Genomic DNA, 25,466 nt, shown 5'->3' with positions numbered 1-25,466 from the left:
TCATTGCAGTTGGGCGTGATGTGCTGAAATAGCGCGGGAAAATTGCGCCTGTTGTTGGCGCAGAGTGGGCAGGTTGCGTTCGTGCTCCTGCCAGCGTGCTATCAAGCTTTCCAGCTGTGGGTTGGTGGCCTGGACGCCATAGAGCTGGGCTTTATCGACGTACTGCTCTGCCAGCAGCTTTATGCGTGCCAGGGTTCGCGGCAGGCGCCGGCGTTCAGCCATGGCCTCAGATATCGCTTGCTCAAGCTTTTCCCTGTGGGTAACCAACGATCCGCTATACCGATGATCGGCTTCGTAACGGCGTCTGGCTTGCCGTTCCCAGTTCTCAAGTTTCCGGTGGTAGCTTTCGATTTCCTCGCGTAGCCAATGCTCTTCGCGCGCGGTCAGGTAGGTGCTCGGCATCGTTTCAGTCGCGGTTTTCCAACGCAGGATGGTGTTGTGGCAGGCCGAGATATAACTGGCCATGTAGTGCTGTTTCACAGATGCGAGTTGAGCAACGAAGGTGGCGCGGTCTGGCATGTCGGCAGTGGTTTTAGCGGCGTAATGCGCACCGGCTGCGTTCTCGATGCCTGAACAGGCGGGCTGCCAAAGCAGCGAAGTTTCCTCGTCTTTGGCTATTTTCAGGGGCAGGAAATGATGCTGCGTGCCGTGATGCTGGTAGGGATCACCCTGGAGATTGACCACCCCGGCAAGAAAGGCCGCCCCGCCAACTCCGGTGGTGCCAGTGATCAGTGCCGCCAGGCCAGGTATCCACAGGCGCTTGTCGGTATCCATCCAGGTGGCTGGCAGGCTGGGGATCGGATCGTTGTGATTTACCAGACGATGATGCACCAACGCCGATGCCCCTTCGACGAAGGCGCGGTCACCGGCACGTGGGGCGCCAAAGGTATAGAGCAGAACGTCATGTTTTTGTTCGTTTCGACGAATCCATTCAGCCAGCAGTAAGGCGATAGCGCCACCCAGGCTGTGACCGCAGACAACGATTTTTTGACCTGTATGAAAGTTGAGCAGATAGGGCTCAACAAAAGCCTTCACTGCCTTGAAGGCCCGATAGAAACCTTGGTGTGCTTGGCCGATGCCTTCCTCATAAGGAACTTGGGCCGCATCCAGATCGAGCATCAGGTCATCCGGGTTTTCCTGGGTACCGCGTACACCGATCAGGATCATGCGGTCGTCATGGGTGACATAGGCCTGGGTGTTGCTATCGGTGTGATCGAGGGTATGCAAGTCCCAGGGCAGCTGTTCCTTGTGCTTTGTGTAGCGCTGTGGATCGTAGGGCACGACTTCCAGGCGCTTGGAATACGGCACTTCTTCCAGAATGGGATAAAAGCCTTGAGCGCGATGAAATCGACCGGGCTCTTCAATCAGCGCGCCGGTCTGAATATTTCCGAGGCGGGCATTGAGCACATGGCCAACGGTGCCAGGTACCGGATAGGTGGGTGGTTGTTTTTCGCTCTCATCGTATTTCTGGCCGAAGCCGGCATAGGCAAGGTTGGTGAAGAGCGCCAGTTGGTAGGCATCCAGTGCGGAGAATGTGGGAGTCAGCGACAGCAATGGACGCCAGGCACGCAGTGCCCTGACTTCCAGTACATGATGCTTGTTGGGCTCCAGGGCAACGCCAAAAGTAACTCCATTCTGACGAGCATTGGCGGCCAGCACTTTTGAAGGGCGCGGCGCGACAAGAGTGGAGGCCGGCGGTAAATGGCTGGTGATTTCGACCAGGTCTCTGACCTCGACTCGATAGAATTCGGCTTTTTCCTTAACGGCGCGGGTCAGGCTTGCGCTGGGCTCGCTGGAAGGCCGTCGCAGGGTGTGTTCGGCGGCGACTTGCAGGGCGGTGATAGGCAGGGGGTAATTTTCCCTAATCATTAAACGCTCATACCAAATATCGGTACCGCCCTGATATGGATCAGAAAAGCGAAGAACAAACGGTCCGCTGTAACAATTATCAACTAGCGCATATCCATCACCATTCAATATTCCTGTAACTTCTTGTCCTTGCCCATCAATAACTAAATAGTGTAAGTCAGCATACGGCGCACCACTTCCAAACTCGTCAACCAGCCGGAAGCTAATCCAGTGTGTGCGTAAAGGGCATTGCTGGGCCTTCGCCGCAAAGGCTGCGGAAAATATTTCGTCCATGAATATTTACTCCGTGCAGTTCGGATATACCGTGCATTTACGACCATTTATTAGGAATGGTCGGAACTCAGGTGGGTTTTGGCAGCGAATAGAAGTATGTGTTTCGATACAGGGCTTCCAGCCAGCCGTGGTATTCAGCCATGTTCCTCTGAATAAAGGCCGTTCTTCCTGCGAATGCCTAAACTCCACATGCACCGTCTTGCCATTCAGTTCATCGCGGCGCAGCGAAGCGCCCAAGCGGCGTCGCTGGTCATAATCCTGCGGCACTTGCCAGTGCTCATCGGCTTCGTGACACACCAAAATTTTTACCAGCGAGTTGTTTTTTCCAATAAGGCGAAACAGCCACATACAGGTGCCGCGCAGTTCTCGCACGCCACTAGCGGGAAAGGGGGGCACGCTGTCGGGCAAGGTGTCGTAAATGCCCAGCGAGGCTCCATCGCGCCCCGAGCTCCAGTCGCCGGATCGAAACCGGCTAAACGCCAGCATGCTCACGTTGACCAGTTTCAGCGTGCAGCCTGCCGTGTGATAGGCCAACGGGATGCGGTAACGGAATGTGTGGGGCTCGCTCATGGGTTCGATGATGGCCTGCTCAACATGCTCGCGGGGCACATAGCCGCCCGTGCCTGGGCTGAACCGAGCGCATGCCATGTGTTTTTCAGGCTGGTAGTACGCTGAGTACTGGAACCAGTAGTTTTCAGGCACTTTGCCCGTGAGTGTGAAATGCGCGCGGCTGGAATAGCTGACGGCCTCGATCGCGCCCTCCTTGATGGCGTTGCCGACCCAGGAACAGGAGCCGAGCAGCGCCACGCTCAACAACAAAATGAGGCGCCTCATGCCTGGGAGCCCTCATGGTTGAGCGAGGCGAAGATCGACTGGCAACGCAAAAAGTGATTCTCCGCAGCCTCGCCGGGCAAAGGCTCCCAGGCCGGATGCATATCCAGCGTGCCTCTTTTGGTGTTCAGTACCAGCAATACCTGTTCCGCCGCTGCCCAACCCCAGCGCTCAGCCAGATCGAGGCGTTCGTTCAGCCAGTGGCGAATGTTGTGATGCTTGGCCAGTGCGGTAGTGGCATCCGGCTGGGTTTCCCACAGCCATTGCTCGAGATTGTCCAGACGTATCTGTCGTGCGATGTGCTGTGGCTCTGGATACAACCACGGAGCGGGCTTACTAAACGGTTCAGAACCCGGCGCCGGATTATCCTGGCTGCGCCAAGCGCCGCCGTCCCAATAGAGGATCGAACTCAGCGGGCCGAGCAATTGAGGAAGCTGCTGGGATGTTAGGTGGGCAAGACTGCGTGCAATCACCCGGTTGTCCTGAAAGCGGTAAAGCGCAGGTTGCTCTTCCTCATCGATCAATATGCGTTCGCGCCAGTGTTGGGCGAAAATCGTCAGATCAATATCTGCTGCGCTGGCCAACCAACCCCAGTTGTCTTCAGGCGTATCTAGCAGCGTTTGCACAAGCTCTGCATCGGGGTTATATAAACGAACCAGCCAAGGGCCGACCTCCGCCATATCGGCGAATTCGGTGTCTTGGTAAAGGTTGACGTAGTCCTGCATCAGGTCCGCGTTGAACAGGGCCTGGACTGGGTCCGGCTCGGCAAGGCGGTCGATAACTAGTACCAGTTCGCGCTGCTGTGCAAGCTGATCGGCGATCCACTCGGAGGCAGTGATTGTCGGATAAAGGCCTTGTTCTGCCTGCGTCATGCGAACCTCCACAGTGACCAGGCTTTCAATGCTTCGGAGGCGAGAACCAGCACAACCAGCATTGCCTGATGATCTTGCCAGTAGCCACCCGCCACGAGAATCAGCGAAACCGACGGGTATACGAGCAGGAGGCGGAATGGAATCTGCGCATAACCGAGGTAGCGAGCCCACCGGTAGCCACACAGGAACAACGCGGCGCTCAATACGATGGATAACTGCAGGAGCCATGACATGGCCGCCATTGCTATGTTGGGGCCACCAAGTTCAGAGCCAAGCGCAAGGGTATTGGACAGGTCGGTGATATATGGGATGCGGTCGTTTTCCCAGCTCATCACGCTGTACCAGACGACATAGAGGGCATCCAGAAGCCCCCATATCAGCAGCGATTTATTTATCCGTGCCAGTCTTCTGATCACCTTTCGACATCCTTATTTTCATAAACGGTAGTGGCGGTTACGGGCTGCCAGTGCCACGACCTTCCTGACACGTGCCAGGCGTCCGGCCCTTCCAGATAGGTCTGCTCAATCTTGCGCTCCTCGCCGTAGCGGCGAATGAGCGAGCTGGCAGCAAGGTGCTGTTCGTTTTCTCCCAGCGGTTGCCAGGTCTGGATCATGGTGCGCTTGGTGTGCTGATAGTCCTTTCCGTCTGAACCAAAAGCTCGACCTTGGTCGCTCATTGATGCGAGGCGATTGATAAGCAGCATTCCCGTATTTCGGACGCCATGGTAATCAACCTCCTGGGTCACCCATTTACCGGGGCCGCTTGTGGCTGGCGTCGCAGTGTTGGATGCGATGACAGGTTTTGCCGTAGAGCGTGCAGGTGTCAATGTATGGTTAGGCGATGTGGTTAATGCGCTCGGCTGCACCGCACAAATGCCTTCTCGGCAGGCCTCGCAAATCGGGCAGCGGCTTGCGCCAAGCTGGCGAGCCTTGCGGGCCATTTGCAGTTGGACGTTAGCCAGGGCGAGCCGGGGCTTCTCTCCGGCTTTACCCTGCTCCACCGCTCCCGGAATAACGGGTGGTTTGATCTTGATGTGCGATCCAGTGCCCGGCGCCCCGCCGGAATTGATCTTGATCGTCGCGCCGCTGAGACTGACGCCACCCGGATCAAGCTTCAGCCAGCTGCCCCCGCCGCTGGCGGTGAGTTCCATGCCGGCGTCGATGACCACTTTACTGCCGGCGTGGTAGTAAATTTCGTCGCCGGCTTCGATGAACTGGCCCGTGCCGATGCTTATGTGCCGGCTGGCGCCGACGCTGAGGTGGTCGTCGGCACGGACTTCGCTGCGGCGATCGCCGTGGGTGGTGTGGTGTTCTTCGGCCTTGAATTCGCTGTAGCTGTTGGCAATCACGGTGTCGTGGCGCTGATGTCCGACGTGCAAGGTTTGGTCGTGGCGGATGTGCTGCTCCCAGTCGCGCTGGGCATGCAGGTAAATCTGCTCGGCGCCTTGCTTGTCTTCGATACGCAGTTCATTGCTACCACCGCCGCCGGGCGAGCTGAGGGTTTTAAACAGGCTGCGGGTCTTGTGCGCCGGCAGGTCGTAGGGGGCCGGGTGGGTCTTGTGATGCAGACAGCCGGTTATCAGGGGCTGGTCAGGGTCGCCTTCCAGGAAACTGACCAGCACTTCCATGCCCACGCGGGGGATAGCCAGGCTGCCGTAGCGATCGCCCGCCCAGCCGCTGGCCACGCGTAGCCAGCAACTGCTCTTGTCATCGCCTTGGCCGTCGCGATCCCAATGCTCTCTGTCCCAAAAGAAGCGAACCTTGACCCGGCCGTATTCGTCGCAATGAATCTCCTCGTCAGCCGGTCCGGTGACCACCGCGCTCTGGCTGCTCAGGAGGCGGGGCTTGGGGTGTTTCAGCGGCGGGCGGAACGGCACGTCCCAGGGCGTGGCGGTAAAGCGGTTGCGGTAACCCTGTTGAAAACCGTCGGCCGGGACGGTGTCGCTGGTCATCACCTCTTCCAGCACTTGCGGCTGCTTCCCTTGGTGCTCAACCTCAGTCAACAACCACAGCTGGTTCCACTCGGGGCGCGGGTGCTCGCTCAGTTCGAGGAAATGCCCGCTGACCAGCAGGGGCTGGTCGCTGTCGCCCGTGGCCTGCTGAAAGTCGGCGCGGTGGCGCTCCAGGACACGCTGGGCCAGGTGTTTGCCACGGTTGCGTTCTGTGAACTGTCCAGGAAAGGCGTAGTCCTCTAACGCCGGACTGTTCTGGCTCGAGGTACGGCTTTCCAGCTGCAGGCGAGGTTTCTGGAAGTCGTAGTCGCGGCGGATGACGGCGCTGGTGCGGGTTTCCAGGCGCACGCCAAAATGCTTGATCACCGGCTCGGTGGCGACCATGCCGGAATCCGGCAGGTAGGCGGTGGGCCGGCCCAGTTTGGGGAACCCTGTCTGATCATCGCCAAACACCAGCACATGAGCCTCGGCATTGTGCTGGAAGTGGTAATGCAGGCCTTCCTCTTCACACAGACGCTGCACAAAATGCAGGTCCGTTTCGCCGTATTGCACGCAATAGTCGCGGGCCGGATAGACGGTCGGACCCAGCTGGAACCGGTAGGCATCGGCCTGGATGCCGTGCTCTTCGAGGAGTTGAGCGATGATCTGCGGCACCGTCAGGTGCTGGAAAATCCGCGAGTTGCGGCGCAGGGCGAGCTGGCTCAGTTGCGGCGCCAGGGTCAGGTGATAACGCGTCAGGCGCGAGCCCGAGTCGCCTTGGGCGATCTGTTCGATCAGCCCGTGCACACCGCTGCTGCTCGTGGAATACGCCAGAAAGGCCGGTTGCCCGAGCAGGTTGTCTAGGTCGAGATCCGGGCGTTCGCTGACCAGTTCCAGTACAAAGCGATAGGGCTGGCTGATCGCTTCGTGGCCGTGGAATGCGAGCACCTTGAAGTCGTGGGCGATACCCTGAAGGTCGAGCGTGAAATGATTCTGCGTGGACATGCTCATCTCCTTGAGCCTCAAAGATCGGCGGCGCTGATCTTCAGGCGCTCCATGCGGTACAGCAGCGTGCGACGCGGAAGCTCCAGTTCGCGGGCGGTCTGGGTCTGGTTGCCGCCGTTCTTGCGCAGGCAGTCCAGCAACAGGTTGCGCTCGACCCGCTCCAGGCGTTCGCGCAGGCCGCTACCGGAGGCCACAGGCTCGTTGGTCTGCGGCAGGTTGAAGTGTTCCGGCAGCAGCTCGTTGCCGTCGCACAGCAGCACCGCGCGCTCCACCATGCCCTTGAGTTCGCGCACATTGCCGGGGAAGGCATAGGTGGCCAGGTGTTCCAGCGCCGCCGCGGACCAGCGGCTGGCCTCGCGCTGCAGCAAGGCGCAGGCGGCGTCGGCGAAATGCCGAGCCAGGCGCAGGATGTCTTCGTTGCGTTCGCGCAGCGGCGGCAGTTCGATGGGGAAGTTGGCCAGGCGGTAAAACAGGTCTTCGCGGAACTGACCTTTTTCTACCAGCGCGCGCAGATCGCGGTGGGTCGCAGCGATGATGCGCACGTCGACGGTATGGGGTTCGGTGGCGCCCAGCGGGCGGACCTCGCCTTCTTGCAGAACACGCAACAGCTTGGCCTGCAGGATCAACGGCATGTCGCCGATTTCATCCAGGAACAGCGTACCGCCGTGGGCGGCGTCCAGCAGGCCGCTGCGGTCACGGTCGGCACCGGTGAAGGCGCCTTTGCGATAGCCGAACAGCTCGCTTTCCAGCAGGCTTTCCGGCAACGAGGCGCAGTTCTGCACGATGAATGCCTTGCTGCGGCGCAAGCCGCAGTCATGGATGGCGCGTGCCACCAGCTCCTTGCCGGTGCCGGTCTCGCCGGTGATCAGCACGCTGACCGGGTTGTGCAGTACCTTGCCGATCAGGCGGTACAAAGCACGCATGCGCGGGCTGTCGCCAATCAGTCCGTAACCGCTGGCGCAGGGGGCGGTGGTGATCGGGCCGTCGTCCTGCGGGGCGTGCAAGCGGCGCAGCAGCTTGAGTTGGGCGAGTGCAAAGGTGCCCAACTGGCCCAGCGCGTCGGCAACGCTTTGCAAGGCGTGGGGGCGACGGCTGGCGAGCACCAGCAGGCCGCCGACCTTGCCGTGCTTGTCCATCAGTGGACAGCACAGCAGGCTGCGCCAGGCATGCGGGCTGGCCGGCAGGAAACCGGTGTTGTGCAGGCGCGTATCCAGCTCGCCCAAAAACAACGTGCGGTTCTGGCACAGGGAAAATTGCAGCAGTTGCTCGCCGTCGTAATCGCTCGGCAGGCTGGCCGCCTCGCGAGGTTGCAGCAGCCCATCGTGCCATTCGGCGCACAACCACAGGCGCGTATGGGTGTCGTCCAGCAGGTACAGCTGGCTGAGTTCACAACCGGACAGCTGCGCCGCCGCCTGCACCAGGCCGGCCAGTAGCCGTTCACTGCTGGTGGCGTGGGCCAGTTCGGTGAGCTGCGTCAGCAGCACCTCGGCATGGCGTAGCGGTTGTGCGACCGGCGTGAGGCGGGTGGGGATTTCAAGCGAACTCACAGAGCAGACCTCCTTCACTGTCGAGGGTGGCGTGAACCTGTTGCAGGGGTTCGCCGCCGGCCATGGCGTCCAGCAGGCGGTCGACCACCAGCGGTTGCAGGTGCAAATCGATCAGTTGATCGATCAGGCGCGCGCCGCTGTCGCCGTGGGTGCAGCGCTCGGCCAGGTGGGTGATCAGGTGGGCGCAGTGGCTGAAGCGCACCTGACGGCGTTGCAAGCGGTCGCCGAAGCGCGCCAGCTTGAGTTCGACCAGTTCGTTGAGCACGTCGCCGGCCACCGGGTAATAGGGCACCACGCGCATGCGGGCCAGCAGCGCCGGTTTGAAGTGCTGGCTGAGCGCTGGGCGGATCGTTCGTTCCAGAGCCTCCGCCTCAGGACGCAGATCGCCGGCGCACAGGCTGGCGATGCGCTCGCTGGCCAGGTTGGAGGTCATCAGGATCAAACAATTGCGAAAGTTGATCTCGCGGCCTTCGCCGTCGTTGGCCACGCCTTTGTCGAAGATCTGGTAGAAGACGTTCATCACCTCCGGGTCGGCCTTTTCCACCTCATCGAGAAGAATCACCGAGTAGGGTTTTTGACGCACGGCCTCGGTGAGCATGCCGCCCTCGCCATAGCCGACATAGCCCGGTGGCGCGCCGATCAGTCGCGAAACGGTGTGCTTCTCCTGAAATTCGGACATGTTGATGGTGGTGAGAAAGCGTTCGCCGCCGTACAGCAGGTCGGCCAGCGCCAGGGCGGTTTCGGTCTTGCCGACCCCGCTGGGGCCGACCAGCAGGAACACACCGACCGGCGCATCGGGTGTGTTGAGCCCGGCGGCGCTGGCGCGCATGGCGCGGTCCAGGGCGGCGATGGCCTGCTCCTGACCGCGCACCCGCTCGCGCAGGTCGTCGGCGAAGGTGGCGATTTTCGTGCTGTGTTCGCGGGCCAGCTGCGCCAGCGGCACACCGGTCCAGTGGCTGATCACCTCGGCGACCAGGCGCGGATTGACTTCATGGCTGACCAGGCGCTCGGCGGCCTGGGCGGTGGCCAGTTCCGCCTGGGTGGCGCGCAATTGGTTGTCCAGGGCTTGCAGCGCGTCTGCGGGCGTGTCGGCCAGCCGGGCCTCGGCGCACTGCTGGCGCAGTTCGAGCAGGCGTTCGGCCAATGTCCGTTGCTGTGCCCAGCGGCGTTCCAGCTGTTCGCGTTCGATAGCAGCCTGCGTCAGGCGCTGTTCCAGCTGGGCGAGGGCCTCGGTATCCACCAGCAGGCCGGCGTCCAGGTCGCGGCGCAGCGCGAGGGTTTGGCGCTCACCCTCGGCGATTTCGCCGCGCAGGCGTTCCAGTGCTTCGGGCGCGGCGGCCAGGCTGATGCGCACCCGGGCGCAGGCGGTGTCCAGCACGTCTACGGCCTTGTCCGGCAGCTGGCGCCCAGCCAGGTAGCGCGCCGACAGTTCGGCGGCGGCGACCACCGCGTCGTCACGCAGGTAGATGCCGTGGCTTTTTTCATACACCGGCGCGAGCCCGCGCAAGATGGTCACCGCCTCGTCCACTGTCGGCTCGTGCAACTGGACCGGCTGGAAACGCCGCGCCAGGGCCGGGTCCTTCTCGAAGTACTTCTTGTATTCGCTCCAGGTGGTGGCGGCGATGGTGCGCAGCTCGCCGCGTGCCAGGGCCGGTTTGAGCAGGTTGGCGGCATCGCCGCTGCCGGCCTGGCCGCCGGCGCCGATCAGCGCGTGCGCCTCGTCGATAAACAGGATGATCGGTCTGGGCGCGGCCTTGACCTCGTCGATCACCCCTTGCAGGCGGCGTTCGAACTCGCCTTTGACGCTGGCGCCGGCCTGCAGCAGGCCGAGGTCCAGGCACAACAGTTCGACGTCTTTAAGAATGTCAGGCACTTCACCGCTGGCAATGCGCAGCGCCAGGCCCTCGACGATGGCGGTCTTGCCCACGCCGGCCTCGCCGACCACTATGGGGTTGTTCTTGCGGCGGCGGGCGAGGATATCGACCATCTGGCGGATCGCGCCGTCGCGGCACAGCACTGGATCGAGTTTGCCGTCGCGCGCCTGCTGGGTGAAGTTGTGGGTAAAGCGCTGCAGGGCCGATTCCCCGTGGCTTGCCGGCTGGCCAGCGGGCTGTTGCGGCTGCGCGGCTAGGGCGAATTCGCGCAGGCGCTCGGCATTGAGCTTGGCCAGCAACGGCTGGTAATGGCTGCCGGCATAGCGCAGTGGATTGCGCAGCAAGGCGAGGATCAGCGCGGCCTCGTCAATGCGCTGCTGGCCCAGTTCCAGGCTGGCCAGCAGCAGCGCGTCCTGCAGCCACTGCACCAGCTCGGTGGCAAACACCGGGTTGCGCGATTCGCTGGCCTCGCCACGAGCGCGCAGGACGCAAGCCAGTTCGCCGGACTCTATTTCAGCATCCTGCAGGGCGCGCTCAAGCAGGCCCTGCGGGCGTTCCAGCAGACCGAGCAGCAGGTCCTCGACGAGAATCTTGCTGCCGCCGCGGACTACGCAGCGTTCGGCGGCGGTTTCCAGGTCACGTTTGGTGGCGGCGTCCAGCGCCTGGACCAGCTGTTGCAAATCGACGTTGAGCATTTCATCAATCCTTAATGAAGAGGGGGTGCGCTGCGCAGGGTGACCACGGCGCTGGTCTGGGTATGGCCCAGCCAACTGGTCCAGCCGAGGCTGCACTGACTGTCAGCGGAGAGCCGCAATTGCCTGTCCGGGTGGTCGTCGCGGTGCAATTCCAGGGTGATGTCGTAGTCCAGCGGGTCGCGCAGGATGAAACGCACCAACGCACAGAGCGGCTGATAGGCGCTGCCGGTCGGCAAGAAATCGTGGAAGCGCTGCCAGGACAGCTGATGGATGTGAAGGCGGAATTTGCCGCCGCGATCACGCACGTGCTCGCCGAGCACCAGGTTTTCGCCCAGCTGGCTGTTGCCCAGGCCCAGGCGGTTGAGCTGGTCGGGCAGGATGTCCACACGCCGCTCCAAGCATTGCTCGAGGGTCAACGCGGCATGTTTGAAGTAATAACGCAGCACTGACTCGATTAGCGCCGCCGAATGAGCGCGCTGGCTGAGCAGGCCCAGGTAGGGCAGCAGGCGTTTCCAGTTCAGCTCGGCACTGTCGCGGATGGGCTCGCCGCCCAGGCCGATCAGGGCGAACAGCTGAGCGGAGAACGGGTCGCTGGCGCCGGCGCTGAAACGGGCGTGGTAGCGGTATTTCTGCCAGATGGGAAGCAACAGCCGCTGCAGACGGTGATTGAACAGATCGAGAAATTCGCGGGTGGGGTTGCCGTTTTCATCATCACCCAACGCCTGTTCGCCATAGAAGGCCGGCAGCGGTGAGCCGGCGCCCACCAGGCTGGGCAGGTTGATGCACAGGCGTGCACGCAGCTCGCCGTGTTCTTCGAAGAACTCCACGTGCTCGATATCGCTGCCGGGAAATCCCAGGCTCGGGTTGGCCTGGAACTCCAGCCGCTCATAGAGCGCTTCGTCGTCCAGGTGCGGATGTGCGGTGCGCAGCCGGTCGAGCACCAACAGTACGCCCTGGAACAGGCTGTACTCGCGGATGCGCGGGCTGAGCGATGTCACAGCAGCGGTTGCTGACCCATGCGCGGCGACCATTGGTACACCTCTCCTTGCAGGCTGCGCACGTGCAGCTCGTGATACGAATTGAGGCTGGCGTACAGGGCAAAGAACTCATTGAGCACCGAGGCGAATAGGAACAGATCGCCTTCGCCCAGAAAGCCCTCCAGATCCATGCTCAGCTCGGTGCGCACGCCGCGCACCGGCAGGCCGCGGTGTAGGCGGTCGATGTGCTGATGAGCAATCTGCTTCAGCCCGCCGAGCCGCTGGCGGCTGACATTGGCGGCGTGTTTGTCGTAGTGGCGCGGCAGGTCGTAGGTTTCCAGAATCACCTTGAGCGCCTCGACGTTGGCCAGCGACAGGTAGTTCAGCGACAGGTTGGAAATCAGCCGCCATAAATAATCGCCGTGCAGCGGCGGGGCGTAGCTGGGTGTCACCGCGCTGATATTGCGGAAGGTGAGGAATTCCGGGGTGTCCTCGCTGGGCAGGCAGATGTCGCCGAGCTTGAGCTGGCGCGGCAGGTTCTGGTTGGTGCAGGTCAGCTCGATGGACAGCGTCTCGTGCGAATCGAGGCTGCGTTGGCCGAAGCTCAGCCAGGTTTCCAGGCCGTCGCCGAACAGCGAGGGTTGCTGGCGCACGCTGTAGTGCGGGCGCGCCAGCGGCACGTCAAAACTTGGGTCGTGCTCGAAGGATTCGAACGGTACGTATTCCTCGTAGCCCATGCCGCCCGGCTTCCAGCCCGTGACTCGCTCGACGGCAAACACTCCGCACTGCTGCGTGTCGTATTCAGCCGGCAGCAGCCGGTACTGGTCCTGCTTGCCGTCCAGGCGGATCGGCGTGGCGTCGTGGGCGAACAGGTTGGCCACCGGCGTGCAGTACAGGCGCACGTTGTCCACCGTCGGGCGGATCCGCTGGCCGTCGGCCTTGCGAATGTCGAAGCGCAGCAGCAGGCCACGCGCACGCTTGAGCAGCGCCTGCGGCTGACGCCCGATCGCGTCGAGGCCGAGCAGGTCGACGAAGAGGAATTTCTCCTCGAAGGCGAAGTATTCCTGCAGGTGGCGATAGCCGCGAAAGGTGTTGAGCGGGTAAGGCACCAGTGCTTCGTCTTCCGCGAAACCCACCGGGTGCACCTGATCGCTCTTCAGTTGGATACCCGCGACGGGCTGGCCGTCGGCCTCCTGCAACGGCGCGCCGGCGGCATCCAGCAGCACTACTTCGATGCCACCCAAGTTGCGCAACAAGGCCAGATAGAGCATCTGGCTGATATGCCGTTCGCCCGCCAGGTGAAGCCGCAGTCGGCTGAGCCCAAGCTCGCCGAGGTGACCGTCGGCACTCATGGCCAGGCGCAGGCTGAGCAACGCGCCGTCGCCCTTGACCGCATAGTCCAGCGCCTGCAACGCCAGCGGCAACACCTCGGTGGTCTGGCAGGTGCGAAAACGGCAGGTCACCCCCTGCACCGGTCGCGCCTCTACCGGCGTATGGCGCGGCACGGTCAATGCCGGGCCGGGACGTTTGAGCGGGTCGAATTGCAGCATGCTGAAGCCCGGCAGCGGACGCATGTAGTTCGGCCACAGCAAATGCATCAGCGAATGGGTCAGCTCCGGCAATTCGTCATCAAGCTTCTGACGCAGCCGTCCGCTGAGAAAGGCGAACCCTTCCAGCAGCCGCTCGACATCTGGGTCGCGCCCGCTCTGCCCGAGGAATGGCGCCAACGCCGGATTGCGCTCGGCAAAACGCTTGCCGAGCTGGCGCAGGGCGCTGAGTTCGCTCTGGTAGTAGGAGTTGAAGGACATTTCAAGCGCCGATCAGTACGGTGCCGGCGCCTGCCGTCACCACATTGCCATGGCTGCCCATTGAGCCCTGTACGGCTGCCGGTTTGCCATTGATCAGCACCGTTGAAGCCACGGCGCTGGCCAATGTGCTGCCACAACCGGTGGGATCGCCCAGGCGCGCGGCGGGCAGGCCTTCGATCAGCACGTCGGGTGAGCCGGCGGTAATCGGGTTGTTGCCGTGGCCGGGAAGCGGGCACGCGGTGGGGTCATTGACGCGGGCGGCAGGTTTAGCAGACATCCGTGTTCTCCTGTTACTGCACCTGAACCTGTCCGCTGCCATCCAGGCTGGCGGAAAAGCTCACGTGGCGGTTGACGCCTTCCACTGCGAGCCAGCCTTCGATGGCGAAGGCCAGGCGCAGGGGATCGTGGGCGCGGGGCAATGACACCACCCGCACGCGGCTCAGGCGCGGTTCATAGGATTCGATGAAGCGTTCAATGGCCAGGCGCGCCTGCTGCAGCGAGTCGTGCAGCGACAAGCGCATATCGTTCAGGTCAGGCAATCCGTAGTCGGGCAGCGTTTGCACGCTGCCCGCGCGGGTGCTCAGCATCTGGCTTAGATGGGCGGCCACCGAGGCCATGGCAGCCACTTCCAGACTGTGCCCGGCGCGCTGCACGGTGGTGCCGCCCAGGCGTTCGAACAGGCTGCCATAGCTCACTGCGGGTTATTCCTTATCCAGCTTGCCGACCAGCGACAAGGTGAAATCGGCGCCCATGTACTTGAAGTGCGGTCGCACGTTGAGGGTGACGCGGAACCAGCCCGGCTCGCCCGCTACCTCATTAACGATCACCTGGGCGGCGCGCAGCGGACGGCGGCTGCGCACTTCGGGATTGGGATTTTCCTGGTCGGCCACGTACTGGCGAATCCACTTGTTGAGCTCCAGCTCCAGGTCGGTGCGTTCCTTCCAGGCGCCGATCTGCTCGCGCTGCAGCACCTTCAGGTAGTGGGCCAGGCGGTTGACGATGAACATGTAGGGCAACTGGGTGCCGAGCCGGTAGTTCAGTTCGGCATTCTTGCCTTCTTCGCTGTTGCCGAAGAATTTGGGCTTTTGCGCCGAGTTGGCGGAGAAGAACGCGGCGTTGTCGCTGCCCTTGCGCATGGTCAGGGCGATAAAGCCTTCCTCGGCCAGCTCGTACTCGCGACGGTCGGAAACCAATACCTCGGTCGGAATCTTGGTCTCGATCTCGCCCATGCTCTCGAAGTGGTGCAGCGGCAGGTCGTCCACCGCGCCGCCGCTCTGCGGGCCGATGATGTTCGGGCACCAGCGGTACTTGGCGAAGCTGTCGGTCAGGCGGCTGGCGAAGGTATATGCGGTGTTGCCCCACAGGTAATGCTCGTGGCTGCCGGCCACGGTTTCCTTGTAGACGAAGGTTTTCACCGGGTTGTCTTCAGGGTCATAGGGCGTGCGCAGCAGGAAGCGCGGCACGGTGAGGCCAACGTAGCGGGCGTCTTCCTGCTCGCGAAAGCCTTGCCACTTGGCGTATTGCGGGCCCTCGAAATGGTCCTTGAGGTCCTTCACGTCCGGCAGGCCGGTGAAGCTCTCCAGGCCGAAGAACTTGGGGCCGGCCGCGGCTATAAAGGGTGCGTGGGCCATGCTGGCGACGCTGGCCACATGCTGCAGGGTCTTGATGTCCGGCGAGCTGGGGTCGAAGAAGTAGTTGGCGATCAGGGCGCCCACCGGCTGGCCGCCGAACTGGCCGTACTCGGCGGTATAAACGTGCTTGTACAGACCGGACTGGACGACTTCCGGACTGTCCTCGAAGTCCTCGAGCAGGTCCTGCTTGGAGGCGTTGAGCACTTCCAGCTTGATGTTCTCGCGAAAGTTGGTGCGATCCACCAGCAGCTTGAGACCGCGCCAGGCGGATTCCAGCGACTGGAAGCTCGGATGATGGAGGATCTCATCCATCTGCCGGCTGAGCGTGGCGTCGATCTCGGCGATCATGCGATCGACCAGGGCCTTTTTTACCGGCTCGTGCTGGTTATGCGGCTTGAGCAGCTCCTCGATAAAGGCCGAGACGCCGCGCTTGGCGATGTCATAGGTGTCGTCATCGGGGGTCAGGCGGGTTTCGGCAATGATGCGGTCGAGGATGCCGACGTCGGCGAGGCTGTTGCCCGGTTCGGCAAGCGATGCGGAAGTGGTCATGGGTTCAAGTCCTTGTGAAATGTTCAGGCATCCAGCGGTTGTTGGGCGGCAAGACCGAGTTCACCCAGCACGCGTTCGCGGGCATCGTCGTCGGCCAGCACGCTTTCAATCGCCTTGCGAAAGGCCGGGGTATTGCCCAGCGGGCCTTTCAGGGCCACCAGCGCGTCACGCAGGTCCATGAGCTTTTTCAGTTCGGGAACCTGCTCGACCAGGCTGGCCGGGTTGAAATCCTTCATTGAGTTGAGGCGCAATTCCACGGCCAGGTCGTCGCTGGCGTCGTCCTGGAGGCGGTTCGCCACGGTGAACGACAGGCTCAACTCCTGCTTGGCGAGCACCTCGTCGAAGCTGCCCTTGTCGATAGCGATCGGCTTGCGGTCCTCGATCTTGCGGTCGTCGGCGCGCTGGGTGAAGTCGCCGAGCACCAGCAATTTGAGCGGCAGTTCCAGCTCTTCCTGGGCATTGCCGGTGGCGGGCTTGAAGGTGACGTTGATGCGTTCCTTGGGTGCGACCGAGCCTTCTTTGGCCATGGTTCTCTCCTTTGTGGTTATTCCAGTGCCGCGCCGAGATCAAGGTGGCACAGCCTGCGGTAAATCTCGTCCTTGCGTTCCCGCACACCGGCGTGCTGCTGCAATCGCTCGTAGCACGCGTACAGCAGGTGCAGGATGTCCAGGGCGAGATTGGGTTCCCAGGCGTCCAAGCCGCTGGCTTGTAGCTTCTGGTCAAGTGTTTCGAGCTGGACCTTGGCCAGTTCGTACTGCTTGGCCTGGTGGCACAGGCGGGCCAGGGCAAGCTGCCAAAAGAACGTCTCCCGACCGCCGCGCGCGCTGGCCAAGCCTTGGCTGAGCTGTCGCACGGCGGGCTTGAGCCCCTCCTTGCGCAGCAGGGGCAGAACCTCCTGCAGGGCGGTTTCCCACGGGGCTGCGCCGTCAGCAGGCGGAGGCGAGGAAGCCGGTGCAGCCTGCGGCGCCTGTACATGGGGCATGACACGCGCGCTGATCCAGGCGCGGGTGGCCTCCGAGGCGAAGGGCGTGCCGTCGTGAAAACGCAGTTCGTCGAGGCCCGGTATACGCTGCAGAAACAGCGCCAGCTGAATCTCCACTTCCTGCAGGGCGGGCGTGGCATCCAGGGCGTGCAAGCATTCCCAGACGCGGTGTTGGCCATCTAGCCAGAACGGCGCGCGGGCGAGACTCGCCTCCAGCTCGACCAGCAACTCGGTGTGCCGGCCTTGCTGAAAGCGTTCTTGAAACTGGACCAGCTTGTCGACCGGCAAGCCGCGCAAGGCGGTGATCTGCTCGGCGTTGTGCTCCGGCACGCTGTCGATCGGCAGCCACAACAGGGTGCGCGACAGGCGTAGGGCGCGTACGTCGCCGGCTTGGCGAGCGAGCCACCAGGCGCACAGGGGGCGTGCCTGGTCTTGCAGCTGGCGCAGGCACTTGTGGGCGTCCTTGTCGTTGTGCACCACTCCGGGCGCGGCTGGAGCAGACGGCGTTATCGACTGCGCCGTGGCGACTGTCGGTGTTTCTGCGGGCGCCACTGCGGGGCTTTGTCGCATGGTATTCAGCAGATCCGTCAGGCGCCGGGACAGCGGCAGCAACAGCGGCGCGTCGTCGGCCAGGTGTTGGCCCAGGCAGGCATCCAGATCGCGCAGGTGTTCGGCCAGAGATTGGAGCAATGCTGGTTGCTCGCCTGGGGGCAGCTCTTCGTTCAACGCCTGCTCAAGGCGCGGTACCAACCAGTTAAGCGCAGCCGCCCGGGTGCGCGGTTTGCGGGGGTGCAGATCGTTCCAATGATGCACGCACAGGTGCCGCAGTATGCCGAGGCCAGCATGCAGGCCAGGTAAGGCTTCCTGCTGTAACAGGCCCCAGGTCAACCAGGCCGCTACGCGCAGATCCTTGGATTGCGAGGCGAGCAGCGCTGCGCAGGCGTCGAGCATATGTGGCCAATCGACAGCGCCATCGGCATGAATGGACGAGGCGTTTTGTAGTTGCCGCTCTAGATATTCATATTCGGAGGAATAGCGCGCATCGTCGCCCGCGAAGTTGTCGGGACGAATGGGGAGATTGGCCAGTTGTACATAATGTGAATGGAGCGCGCTTGAATAGGTCATTCCATGACTCGCCGCAGGCGCAATTAGCGCCGGGGGTATTTTTTATAATTAATTAAGTGCGCAACAAGTTGCGCTATTTAGGCGCAAGCATTACGCACTGCAGGAAGGGCGGCATCCTAGAGCGGCTGGTCAGATAGAACAAGTTCAATGGCGTGAACTGTTAGGGGTTTTAGCCATTTAATAAAAATTAGGTTTTTGCACAAAAGAGACAAAGCTTTAATCACGTCTCAAATAATTAGAGCGATCATTCTAATTATGAGCTGATTACAGCAGGTTGGCGCCGATATATATCTGTTATATATGTCGTGGTTTATATGTCTAGGGAACTTTCCCATAACGTTAACGTCAAGCGGTGTTTTCCACCCGGCGCCAACTCAATTCTATCTTCCAGCACATTAGCCGTTTCGATGCACAGCATGCCTTGCCAGGCATCGGCGGCGAATTGCGATAAAAGTCGGCTTTTCTCGGTCCACGGATTCCACACCACAGCGGAGTGCGAACCGCTGCTCTGCAGGTGGATGCGGCGATGCCAGTGCGGGTCGCGGATGTTCACCTGGCTGGGTACGTCGAGGTAGATGCGGTCGGTTTCGCCGGTAAAGTGCAGCGGGCCTTGTTGCAGGCGACTTTCCCAATTTTCCAGGGTGTCGATGTAGCGGCAGCCGTGCAGGCCTTCGACTTGCACGTCGTGGATATTGCTGACGGCGAAGTAGGTGTGCAGGGCCTGGCTGAGAAACACCGGCTGCGGGTCATGGTTGTGGCTGGTCAGTTCCAGGTGCAGGCGCTGGTCGAGGCGGATGCGCAGGCTTAATTTGACCGCGTGAGGCCAGTCCGCTAATGGTTGGTCGCGGCTGTCGAAGCAGAATTCGGCAATGACCGCGCCGTCCTGTTCGCTGATGTCCTGCAACCGCCAGTCGAGGGTACGCACCAAGCCGTGGGCGGGTGCCGGCACGGCGCCCTGGTGCATCGCCTGTACCTCGGCAGGATTGCGTTCCAGCGCACCGAACCAGGGCCAGCACACGGGTACCCCGCCGCGCAGGCCTTGGCCCTTGTGATATTCGGCCTGGTCGCTGAGCCAGATCAGCGGCGGGTTATCGTCTCGCTGGTAGGCGAGAACTTGCGCGCCCTGTTCGGCGATCAGCAACTGGGCGCCCTGATGGGTGATTTGCCAACAGGGGAGGTCGCCGATCTGCTGCAGTTCGATGCTGGTGGTCACGGTCGTCTCCTTGGTTCGTTATAGGGCTGTGCAGTAATCCTAAGCCTGCGCAAAGCAAAACGCCCGTCAAGGACGGGCGTTATGTTGGAGCAAATGCTCCGGGTCACGGGCCGTACACGGTGTCCGGCAGCCAGGTGACGATTTGCGGCCAGCAGTAACAGATCACCAGCATCGACAACTGAATGGCGATGAAGGGCAGCACGCCTTTGTACATGGTCATGGTCGGCACCGAGGCGGGGGTCACGCTGCGCAGGTAGAACAGCGAGAAGCCGAACGGCGGCGTGAGGAACGAGGTCTGCAAGTTGATGGCGATCATCACGCCCAGCCAGACCGGATCCAGCCCCATGGCCAGCAGGATCGGCCCGATGATGGGCACCACCACGAAGCAGATCTCGATGTAATCGAGGATGAAGCCGAGGATGAAGATCACCAGCATGACCATGAAGAAGGCGCCCATCACACCGCCCGGCAGGCTGTGCAGCACGTCCTCGATCACCGCTTCGCCGCCGAAGCCGCGGAACACCAGGGAGAACAGTGAGGCGCCGATCAGGATCAGGAACACCATGGCGGAAATCGAGGTGGTGCTTTGCGAGACGTCACGCAGCTGGGCGAAGTTGAGCTTGCCTTTGCTCAGCGCCAGTACGGTGGCGCCCACGGCGCCGATGGCCGCCGCCTCGGTCGGGGTGGCAAAGCCGAGCAGGATCGAGCCGAGCACCAGGAAAATCAGCAACAAAGGCGGCAGCAGCGCGCCGAGGAGTTTGCCCCAGTGCACCTCGCCCAGTTCTTCCTTGGGCAGCGCGGGCAGCTTCGCCGGCTTGAGAAGGGCCATCACCACCAAGTAAAGGATGTACAGGCCGATCAGCAGCAGGCCGGGAATCAGCGCGCCCATGAACAGGTCGCCGACCGAAACGGTCTTCGGCGAGAAGATGCCCATCTTCAACTGTGCTTGCTGATAGGCGCTGGACATCACGTCACCCAGCAAAACCAGCACGATGGACGGCGGGATGATCTGCCCGAGGGTACCGGTGGCGGCCAGGGTGCCGGTGGAAATGGCTGGGTCGTAGCCGCGGCGCAGCATGGTTGGCAACGCCAGCAAGCCCAGGGTTACCACGGTGGCGCCGACGATGCCGGTAGACGCGGCGAGCAGCGCACCGACCAGGCACACGGAGATCGCCAGGCCGCCGGGTTTGGCGCCGAACAGCCGGGTCATGGACTCCAGCAGGTCATCGGCGATGCGTGATTTCTCCAGCATCACGCCCATGAATACAAACAGCGGCACGGCCAGCATGGTCTGGTTGTTCATGATGCCGTAGATGCGGTTGGGCAGCGCGGACAGGTAGCTGCCATCGAAGGTGCCGGTCAGGATGCCGATCCCGGCGAACAGCAGGGAGACTCCACCCAGCACGAAGGCCACCGGGTAGCCCGACATCAGGAAAATACAGATCCCGGCGAACAACAGGAGCGACATTGCTTCAGCCACGTTGCACCTCGGCGTCTTCGTAGGCGAGGCGGCCGGCTAGTCGGTAGGCGCCCTTGATCAGGTCGGAGATGGCTTGCAGCAACAGGCTGAACACCAAAATCAGAATGATGGTTTTTTGCAGGTACACGAGCGGCAGACCGCCGGCTTCGGACGAGCCTTCAAACGTGGCCCAGGACGCGCTGACATAGCCCCAGCTCAGCCAGGCCAGGAAGCCGCACATCGGCATCAGCAAAATCACCGTGCCGAGCATGTTCATGATGGTCTGGGTGCGGGTGGAAAAGCGTTGGTAGAGAATATCCACCCGCACATGCGCGCCACGTTGCAAGGCCCAGGCGGCAGCGCCCATGAACACCAGGGCATGGCCGTACATCACTGCTTCCTGCAGAGCGATGGCGCCTGTGCCAAAACCGTAACGCAGCACGACCACGACGGTGGTGCCGAATACCAGAAACACGGGAATCCAGGCGCAGATTCGGCCCAGCGCCGCGTTCAGCGCATCGATTGCCCGCGCAAGCGCGAGCAGGGGGGGAGTTTTCGCGGACATGGGGAGTCCTTAAGGGAAGAGAAAGCAGGAAGGGCGGCGATTCTAGGCCCATGGCCAAACGCCGGCAACTTCACCGGCCTTGAAAGATAAGCCGTCGCGCCGCACGAGCGGCAAACAACCGCTCTGCACCCAGCGTTACGTGGGGCGGCAATGGCTAGCGCTTGGGAACCGGCCGGGTGCGTCCGCTGCCATCGATGGCGACGAACACGAACACCGCCTCGGTGACTTTGCGCCACTCGCTGGACAGCGGATCGTCGCTCCACACCTCGACCAGCAGGCGCACCGAACTGCGACCGATGTGCTGGGTTTGCGTATAGAAGGACAGCTGTGCGCCGACGGACACCGGCACCATGAACGCCATGCGCTCGATGGACACTGTGGCTACCCGGCCACCGGCGATCTTGCTGGCCATGGAGGTGCCCGCCAGGTCCATCTGTGCAACCAGCCAGCCACCGTAGATATCGCCGAAGCCGTTGGTCTCACGTGGCAACGCGGTGAACTGCATGGCCAGGTCGCCTTGGGGAATCGGATCGTCCAGTTCCAGGTCGTGATCTTCAGTCATGGGGTAAAGGCTCTTGGGCATCGTCGTTATCGTTGTTGTGGTAGGCGCGTCTGGATAAAAAAGCACCGCAGCGCAGTATACCGGCAGCCTGGCGGCCGGGCGACCATGACCGCCGACGTCATCCAACTGTCATATTGCATTCATAGACTGGTCACACGGCCTGCAGATACTGGCCCCCGAAGCATCCCAATACCAAGAGTTCAGGAGCAAGGAATGAAATTGAAGCGATTGATGGCGGCCATGACCTTTGTCGCCGCGGGTGTCACTTCTGTTGGAGCCATGGCGGCCGTTGATCCGGCACTGAGCAGCTACAGCAAGACGTCAGGTGTATCCGGCAACCTGTCCAGTGTGGGTTCCGACTCGCTGGCCAACCTGATGACCCTGTGGGCTGAAGAGTTCAAGCGCAGCTACCCGAACGTCAATATCCAGATCCAGGCGGCCGGTTCCTCCACCGCACCGCCGGCGCTGACCGAAGGCACCGCCAACATGGGGCCGATGAGCCGCCCGATGAAGGACAACGAGATCCAGGCCTTCGAGCAGAAGTACGGCTACAAGCCGACCGCGGTTCCGGTGGCCATCGACGCCCTGGCGGTGTTCGTGCACAAGGACAACCCGATCAAGAGCCTGGACATCGCCCAGGTCGACGCGATCTTCTCCAACACTCGTCTGTGCGGCGGCGACAAGAACATCACCACCTGGGGCCAGCTGGGCCTGACCGGTGAGTGGGCGAACAAGCCGATTCAGCTGTTCGGTCGCAACTCGGTGTCCGGCACCTACGGCTACTTCAAGGAAGAAGCGCTGTGCAAGGGTGACTTCAAGGCCAACGTCAATGAGCAGCCGGGTTCGGCCTCGGTGGTGCAGTCGATCTCCAGCACCCTGAACGCCATCGGTTATTCAGGCATCGGCTACAAGACCTCCAGCGTCCGTGCCGTGCCGCTGTCCAAGAAGGGCGGTGAAGCCTTCGAAGCCTCGGAAGCTAACGCCCTGGCCGGCAAGTTCCCGCTGGCGCGCTTCTTCTACGTCTACGTGAACAAGGCGCCCAACAAGTCGCTCAGCCCGCTGGATGCCGAGTTCATCAAGCTGGTGCTGTCCAAGCAGGGTCAGGAAGTGGTCGTCAAGGACGGTTACATCCCACTGCCCAAGAACGTGGTCGACAAGACGCTGAAAGAACTGGGTCTGTAAGTCAGCAAGCCCGCGCCTGGCGCGGGCTTCGCGACTCCCCCCAATGCCCGTCACGCCCTCGGCGATGACGGGCATTGTCGTGTTAGTGCGCTGTAACTTTTCTGTCACACGATCGGCATAAAGTGGCGACTTAAAATTTACGACAGCCCGCTGCGTTTGGTAGCGGTCGCGGAATTCCTGGCATGAATGAATTGGCGAATGAACCCATGACTGCTCCTTCCCACTCGCCGGGGCTGGATTTCAACACTCCTGCCCTCAAGCGCAAGCGGCGCATACGCGCTCTCAAGGACCGTCTGGCCCGCTGGTACGTCACCATTGGCGGCCTGGCTGTGCTGGGCGCCATTACCCTGATCTTCTTCTACTTGGCTCAAGTCGTCCTGCCCATGTTCCAAGGCGCCGACCTGCAGGCCGAACAGGCCGTGCAACCTGCCTGGCTGACGGAGCAATCGCCGCCCTTGCTGCTGGCCGTCGAAGAGCAGAACCAGGTGGGATTGCGCCTGGGTACAGACGGACAGGCACAGTTTTTCTCGGTGACCAGCGGCGACGTCTTGCGCAGCGAAGCCGTAGCCTTGCCGGCCGACAGCCAGATTGTCTCCCTGGGCGAAGACACGCCCGGCAGCAGCCGCTTTGTCCTGGGCCTGAGCAATGGCCAAGCGCTGGTCATCGAACACGCCTACACGCTCAGTTACCCCAACAATCAGAAAACCATCACCCCCGAGCTGGTTTACCCCTACGGCCCGGAGCCGATCCAACTGGACCCCCAGGGTCGTGCGCTGCAGCAGGTAAGTGTCAGCTTGAATGGATCGAGCCTGCTGCTGGTCGCTGCCACGGGCAATGAACTGCATGCTCTGCGTCTGGAGCGTGAGGAAAACCTGTTCACTGGCGAGGTCACCCGAGATGAGCATCGCTTCGAGCTGCCGCGTCTCGCCGAGCCGATCAAGGCCGTGCTCGTCGACCCGCGCCAGCAATGGTTGTTCGCCTTCAATGGCAAGGCGAGCGTGGACGTGTTCGACCTGCGTCGCCAGCAGTTCAACGGCCGTTACAAGCTGCTGAGCGGCACGGGCGAGGTCACCACGGTGCGTTCCCTGCTGGGCGGCATCTCGCTGATGATTGGCGACTCGAAGGGCGGCATCGGCCAGTGGTTCATGGTGCGCGACGAGGATGGCCAGTCCACCCTGCAGAACGTTCGCAACTTCCAGCTGGGCGACAGCCCGATTACGCAGATCCTGCCCGAGGAGCGCCGCAAAGGCTTCCTGGCCATGGACCAGACGGGCCAGGTCGGTGTTTTCCACAGCACCGCGCACCGCACGCTGCTCACCCAATCCGTGGCCGACGGCACCGCGCACGCTGCACTGTCTCCCCGTGCCAACCGTCTGCTGGTGGAGCGCGAGGGCAGCCTGCAAAACCTGGTCATCGACAACCCACACCCGGAGATTTCCTGGAGCGCGCTGTGGGGCAAGGTCTGGTACGAGAGCTACGACGAACCCCAGTACGTGTGGCAGTCGACCTCGGCCAATACCGACTTCGAGCCCAAGCTGAGCCTCGCGCCGCTGGCCTTCGGTACCCTCAAGGCAGCCTTCTACGCCATGCTGCTGGCCGCGCCGCTGGCCATTTGCGCGGCGATCTACACCGCCTACTTCATGGCCCCGACGCTGCGCCGCAAGGTCAAGCCGGTGATCGAGCTGATGGAGGCGATGCCCACGGTGATTCTCGGCTTTATCGCCGGTTTGTTCCTCGCGCCTTATATCGAGGGGCACCTGCCAGGCATTTTCAGTCTGCTGTTGCTGATGCCGGTGGGCATTATCGGCGCCGCCTGGCTGTGGAGCCGCCTGCCGGAGTCCATCCGCCTGCGCGTGCCGGACGGCTGGGAAGCACTGCTGCTGATTCCGGTGGTGCTGGGCGTGGGTGCCTTCTCGCTGGGCATCAGCGGTCACCTGGAGAATGCCTTCTTCGGCGGCGACATGCGCCTGTGGCTGAGCAATGACCTGGGCATCCCGTTCGACCAGCGCAACGCCTTGGTGGTCGGCCTGGCCATGGGCTTTGCGGTGATCCCGAACATCTACTCGATCGCCGAGGACGCCGTGTTCAGCGTACCCAAGAGCCTCACCTACGGCTCGCTGGCCTTGGGCGCCACGCCCTGGCAGACGCTGACCCGCGTGGTCATCCTGACCGCCAGTCCGGGGATCTTCTCGGCGCTGATGATCGGCATGGGTCGCGCGGTGGGTGAAACCATGATCGTGCTGATGGCCACCGGCAACACGCCGATCATGGAAGCCAACATCTTCGAGGGGCTGCGCACCCTGGCCGCCAACGTGGCGGTGGAGATGCCCGAATCCGAGGTCGGCAGCAGCCACTATCGCGTGCTGTTCCTGGCTGCCCTGGTGCTGCTGATGTTCACCTTCGTGATGAACACCCTGGCCGAACTGATCCGCCAGCGCCTGCGTGGCAAGTACGCGGCGCTGTAAGAGGAAGGTTTTGACGTGAAACAGAACAATCTGAAAACCTGGTTCAAAAGCG

Annotated in this window: 19 protein-coding genes and 1 pseudogene; 2 read left to right on the top strand and 18 right to left on the bottom strand. The window is 62.2% G+C overall.

Features of this window, described 5'->3' with window-relative positions; all coding sequences use genetic code 11:
- From ACTV8E_RS08465 to ACTV8E_RS08380, 18 genes and pseudogenes are all read right to left on the bottom strand, one after another.
- Nucleotides 1–2,142 (bottom strand): lipase family protein, encoded by a 2,142-nt coding sequence (locus tag ACTV8E_RS08465; protein ID WP_443199172.1) that lies wholly within the window; start codon nucleotides 2,140–2,142, stop codon nucleotides 1–3.
- Nucleotides 2,143–2,148: 6 nt separating this feature from the next.
- On the bottom strand, nucleotides 2,149–2,976 hold the full coding sequence (locus ACTV8E_RS08460) for a hypothetical protein (protein WP_443199171.1): 828 nt from the start codon (nucleotides 2,974–2,976) through the stop codon (nucleotides 2,149–2,151).
- A complete protein-coding gene (locus ACTV8E_RS08455; RefSeq protein ID WP_251834375.1) occupies nucleotides 2,973–3,845 on the bottom strand; it encodes a DUF4123 domain-containing protein in 873 nt (290 codons plus the stop codon). The genes ACTV8E_RS08460 and ACTV8E_RS08455 overlap by 4 nt, the downstream gene beginning before the upstream one ends.
- A complete protein-coding gene (locus ACTV8E_RS08450; protein WP_443199170.1) occupies nucleotides 3,842–4,261 on the bottom strand; it encodes a hypothetical protein in 420 nt (139 codons plus the stop codon). The genes ACTV8E_RS08455 and ACTV8E_RS08450 overlap by 4 nt, the downstream gene beginning before the upstream one ends.
- 434 nt (nucleotides 4,262–4,695) lie before the next feature.
- Nucleotides 4,696–6,786, bottom strand: a pseudogene (locus tag ACTV8E_RS08445) (type VI secretion system Vgr family protein); the annotation flags it as partial.
- Between the two features lie 11 nt (nucleotides 6,787–6,797).
- Nucleotides 6,798–8,327, bottom strand: a complete 1,530-nt coding sequence (locus ACTV8E_RS08440; protein WP_443199169.1) for a sigma 54-interacting transcriptional regulator — start codon at nucleotides 8,325–8,327, stop codon at nucleotides 6,798–6,800.
- Complete coding sequence (gene tssH, locus ACTV8E_RS08435; protein ID WP_443199168.1) at nucleotides 8,314–10,896, bottom strand: type VI secretion system ATPase TssH; 2,583 nt, start codon at nucleotides 10,894–10,896, stop codon at nucleotides 8,314–8,316. The genes ACTV8E_RS08440 and tssH overlap by 14 nt, the downstream gene beginning before the upstream one ends.
- 11 nt (nucleotides 10,897–10,907) lie before the next feature.
- Nucleotides 10,908–11,927, bottom strand: coding sequence for a type VI secretion system baseplate subunit TssG (gene tssG, locus ACTV8E_RS08430; protein ID WP_443199167.1), 1,020 nt, complete (start codon nucleotides 11,925–11,927; stop codon nucleotides 10,908–10,910).
- On the bottom strand, nucleotides 11,891–13,681 hold the full coding sequence (gene tssF / locus ACTV8E_RS08425; protein WP_251834380.1) for a type VI secretion system baseplate subunit TssF: 1,791 nt from the start codon (nucleotides 13,679–13,681) through the stop codon (nucleotides 11,891–11,893). The genes tssG and tssF overlap by 37 nt, the downstream gene beginning before the upstream one ends.
- Nucleotide 13,682: 1 nt before the next feature.
- Nucleotides 13,683–13,958 (bottom strand): PAAR domain-containing protein, encoded by a 276-nt coding sequence (locus tag ACTV8E_RS08420; RefSeq protein ID WP_251834381.1) that lies wholly within the window; start codon nucleotides 13,956–13,958, stop codon nucleotides 13,683–13,685.
- Between the two features lie 13 nt (nucleotides 13,959–13,971).
- Complete coding sequence (tssE, locus tag ACTV8E_RS08415) at nucleotides 13,972–14,376, bottom strand: type VI secretion system baseplate subunit TssE (protein WP_251834382.1); 405 nt, start codon at nucleotides 14,374–14,376, stop codon at nucleotides 13,972–13,974.
- A 6-nt stretch (nucleotides 14,377–14,382) separates the two neighbouring features.
- Complete coding sequence (gene tssC, locus ACTV8E_RS08410) at nucleotides 14,383–15,861, bottom strand: type VI secretion system contractile sheath large subunit (RefSeq protein WP_251834383.1); 1,479 nt, start codon at nucleotides 15,859–15,861, stop codon at nucleotides 14,383–14,385.
- A gap of 23 nt (nucleotides 15,862–15,884) precedes the next feature.
- Nucleotides 15,885–16,388, bottom strand: a complete 504-nt coding sequence (tssB, locus tag ACTV8E_RS08405) for a type VI secretion system contractile sheath small subunit (protein WP_251834384.1) — start codon at nucleotides 16,386–16,388, stop codon at nucleotides 15,885–15,887.
- Nucleotides 16,389–16,405: 17 nt separating this feature from the next.
- Entirely contained in the window at nucleotides 16,406–17,968 is a 1,563-nt protein-coding gene (gene tssA, locus ACTV8E_RS08400) for a type VI secretion system protein TssA (RefSeq protein WP_443199166.1), read from the bottom strand.
- Nucleotides 17,969–18,278: 310 nt separating this feature from the next.
- Nucleotides 18,279–19,181: a D-hexose-6-phosphate mutarotase gene (locus ACTV8E_RS08395; protein WP_443199165.1), complete on the bottom strand. Its 903-nt coding sequence runs from the start codon at nucleotides 19,179–19,181 to the stop codon at nucleotides 18,279–18,281.
- Nucleotides 19,182–19,284: 103 nt separating this feature from the next.
- Nucleotides 19,285–20,661, bottom strand: coding sequence for a TRAP transporter large permease (locus ACTV8E_RS08390; protein ID WP_251834387.1), 1,377 nt, complete (start codon nucleotides 20,659–20,661; stop codon nucleotides 19,285–19,287).
- Entirely contained in the window at nucleotides 20,654–21,205 is a 552-nt protein-coding gene (locus ACTV8E_RS08385) for a TRAP transporter small permease subunit (protein ID WP_251834388.1), read from the bottom strand. The genes ACTV8E_RS08390 and ACTV8E_RS08385 overlap by 8 nt, the downstream gene beginning before the upstream one ends.
- Nucleotides 21,206–21,359: 154 nt before the next feature.
- Nucleotides 21,360–21,767 (bottom strand): acyl-CoA thioesterase, encoded by a 408-nt coding sequence (locus tag ACTV8E_RS08380; RefSeq protein WP_443199164.1) that lies wholly within the window; start codon nucleotides 21,765–21,767, stop codon nucleotides 21,360–21,362.
- 213 nt (nucleotides 21,768–21,980) lie between these two features.
- On the opposite strand from ACTV8E_RS08380, the gene ACTV8E_RS08375 reads away from it, so the two are divergent.
- Nucleotides 21,981–22,949 carry a phosphate ABC transporter substrate-binding protein PstS gene (locus ACTV8E_RS08375; protein ID WP_443199163.1) on the top strand — a complete coding sequence of 323 codons (969 nt, stop codon included), beginning with the start codon at nucleotides 21,981–21,983 and terminating at the stop codon, nucleotides 22,947–22,949.
- 182 nt (nucleotides 22,950–23,131) lie between these two features.
- On the top strand, nucleotides 23,132–25,414 hold the full coding sequence (locus tag ACTV8E_RS08370; RefSeq protein ID WP_443199162.1) for an ABC transporter permease subunit: 2,283 nt from the start codon (nucleotides 23,132–23,134) through the stop codon (nucleotides 25,412–25,414).
- The last annotated feature ends 52 nt before the right edge of the window (nucleotides 25,415–25,466 follow it).

It is taken from the genome of Pseudomonas sp. B392_1p (assembly GCF_052245235.1).
Taxonomy (GTDB): Bacteria; Pseudomonadota; Gammaproteobacteria; order Pseudomonadales; family Pseudomonadaceae; genus Serpens; species Serpens gallinarum.
The sequence above is the reverse complement of the archived record's forward strand: the minus strand, read 5'-3'. Positions and strand labels throughout refer to the sequence as shown.

Bases quoted from the DNA above. Each gene is read 5' to 3' on its own strand.
- ACTV8E_RS08465 (WP_443199172.1), bottom strand. From the start codon at position 2,142: ATGGACGAAATATTTTCCGCAGCCTTTGCGGCGAAGGCCCAGCAATGC.
- ACTV8E_RS08460 (WP_443199171.1), bottom strand. From the start codon at position 2,976: ATGAGGCGCCTCATTTTGTTGTTGAGCGTGGCGCTGCTCGGCTCCTGT.
- ACTV8E_RS08455 (WP_251834375.1), bottom strand. From the start codon at position 3,845: ATGACGCAGGCAGAACAAGGCCTTTATCCGACAATCACTGCCTCCGAG.
- tssH (WP_443199168.1), bottom strand. From the start codon at position 10,896: ATGCTCAACGTCGATTTGCAACAGCTGGTCCAGGCGCTGGACGCCGCC.
- tssG (WP_443199167.1), bottom strand. From the start codon at position 11,927: ATGGTCGCCGCGCATGGGTCAGCAACCGCTGCTGTGACATCGCTCAGC.
- tssF (WP_251834380.1), bottom strand. From the start codon at position 13,681: ATGTCCTTCAACTCCTACTACCAGAGCGAACTCAGCGCCCTGCGCCAG.
- ACTV8E_RS08420 (WP_251834381.1), bottom strand. From the start codon at position 13,958: ATGTCTGCTAAACCTGCCGCCCGCGTCAATGACCCCACCGCGTGCCCG.
- tssC (WP_251834383.1), bottom strand. From the start codon at position 15,861: ATGACCACTTCCGCATCGCTTGCCGAACCGGGCAACAGCCTCGCCGAC.
- tssB (WP_251834384.1), bottom strand. From the start codon at position 16,388: ATGGCCAAAGAAGGCTCGGTCGCACCCAAGGAACGCATCAACGTCACC.
- tssA (WP_443199166.1), bottom strand. From the start codon at position 17,968: ATGACCTATTCAAGCGCGCTCCATTCACATTATGTACAACTGGCCAAT.
- ACTV8E_RS08385 (WP_251834388.1), bottom strand. From the start codon at position 21,205: ATGTCCGCGAAAACTCCCCCCCTGCTCGCGCTTGCGCGGGCAATCGAT.
- ACTV8E_RS08380 (WP_443199164.1), bottom strand. From the start codon at position 21,767: ATGACTGAAGATCACGACCTGGAACTGGACGATCCGATTCCCCAAGGC.
- ACTV8E_RS08375 (WP_443199163.1), top strand. From the start codon at position 21,981: ATGAAATTGAAGCGATTGATGGCGGCCATGACCTTTGTCGCCGCGGGT.
- ACTV8E_RS08370 (WP_443199162.1), top strand. From the start codon at position 23,132: ATGAATGAATTGGCGAATGAACCCATGACTGCTCCTTCCCACTCGCCG.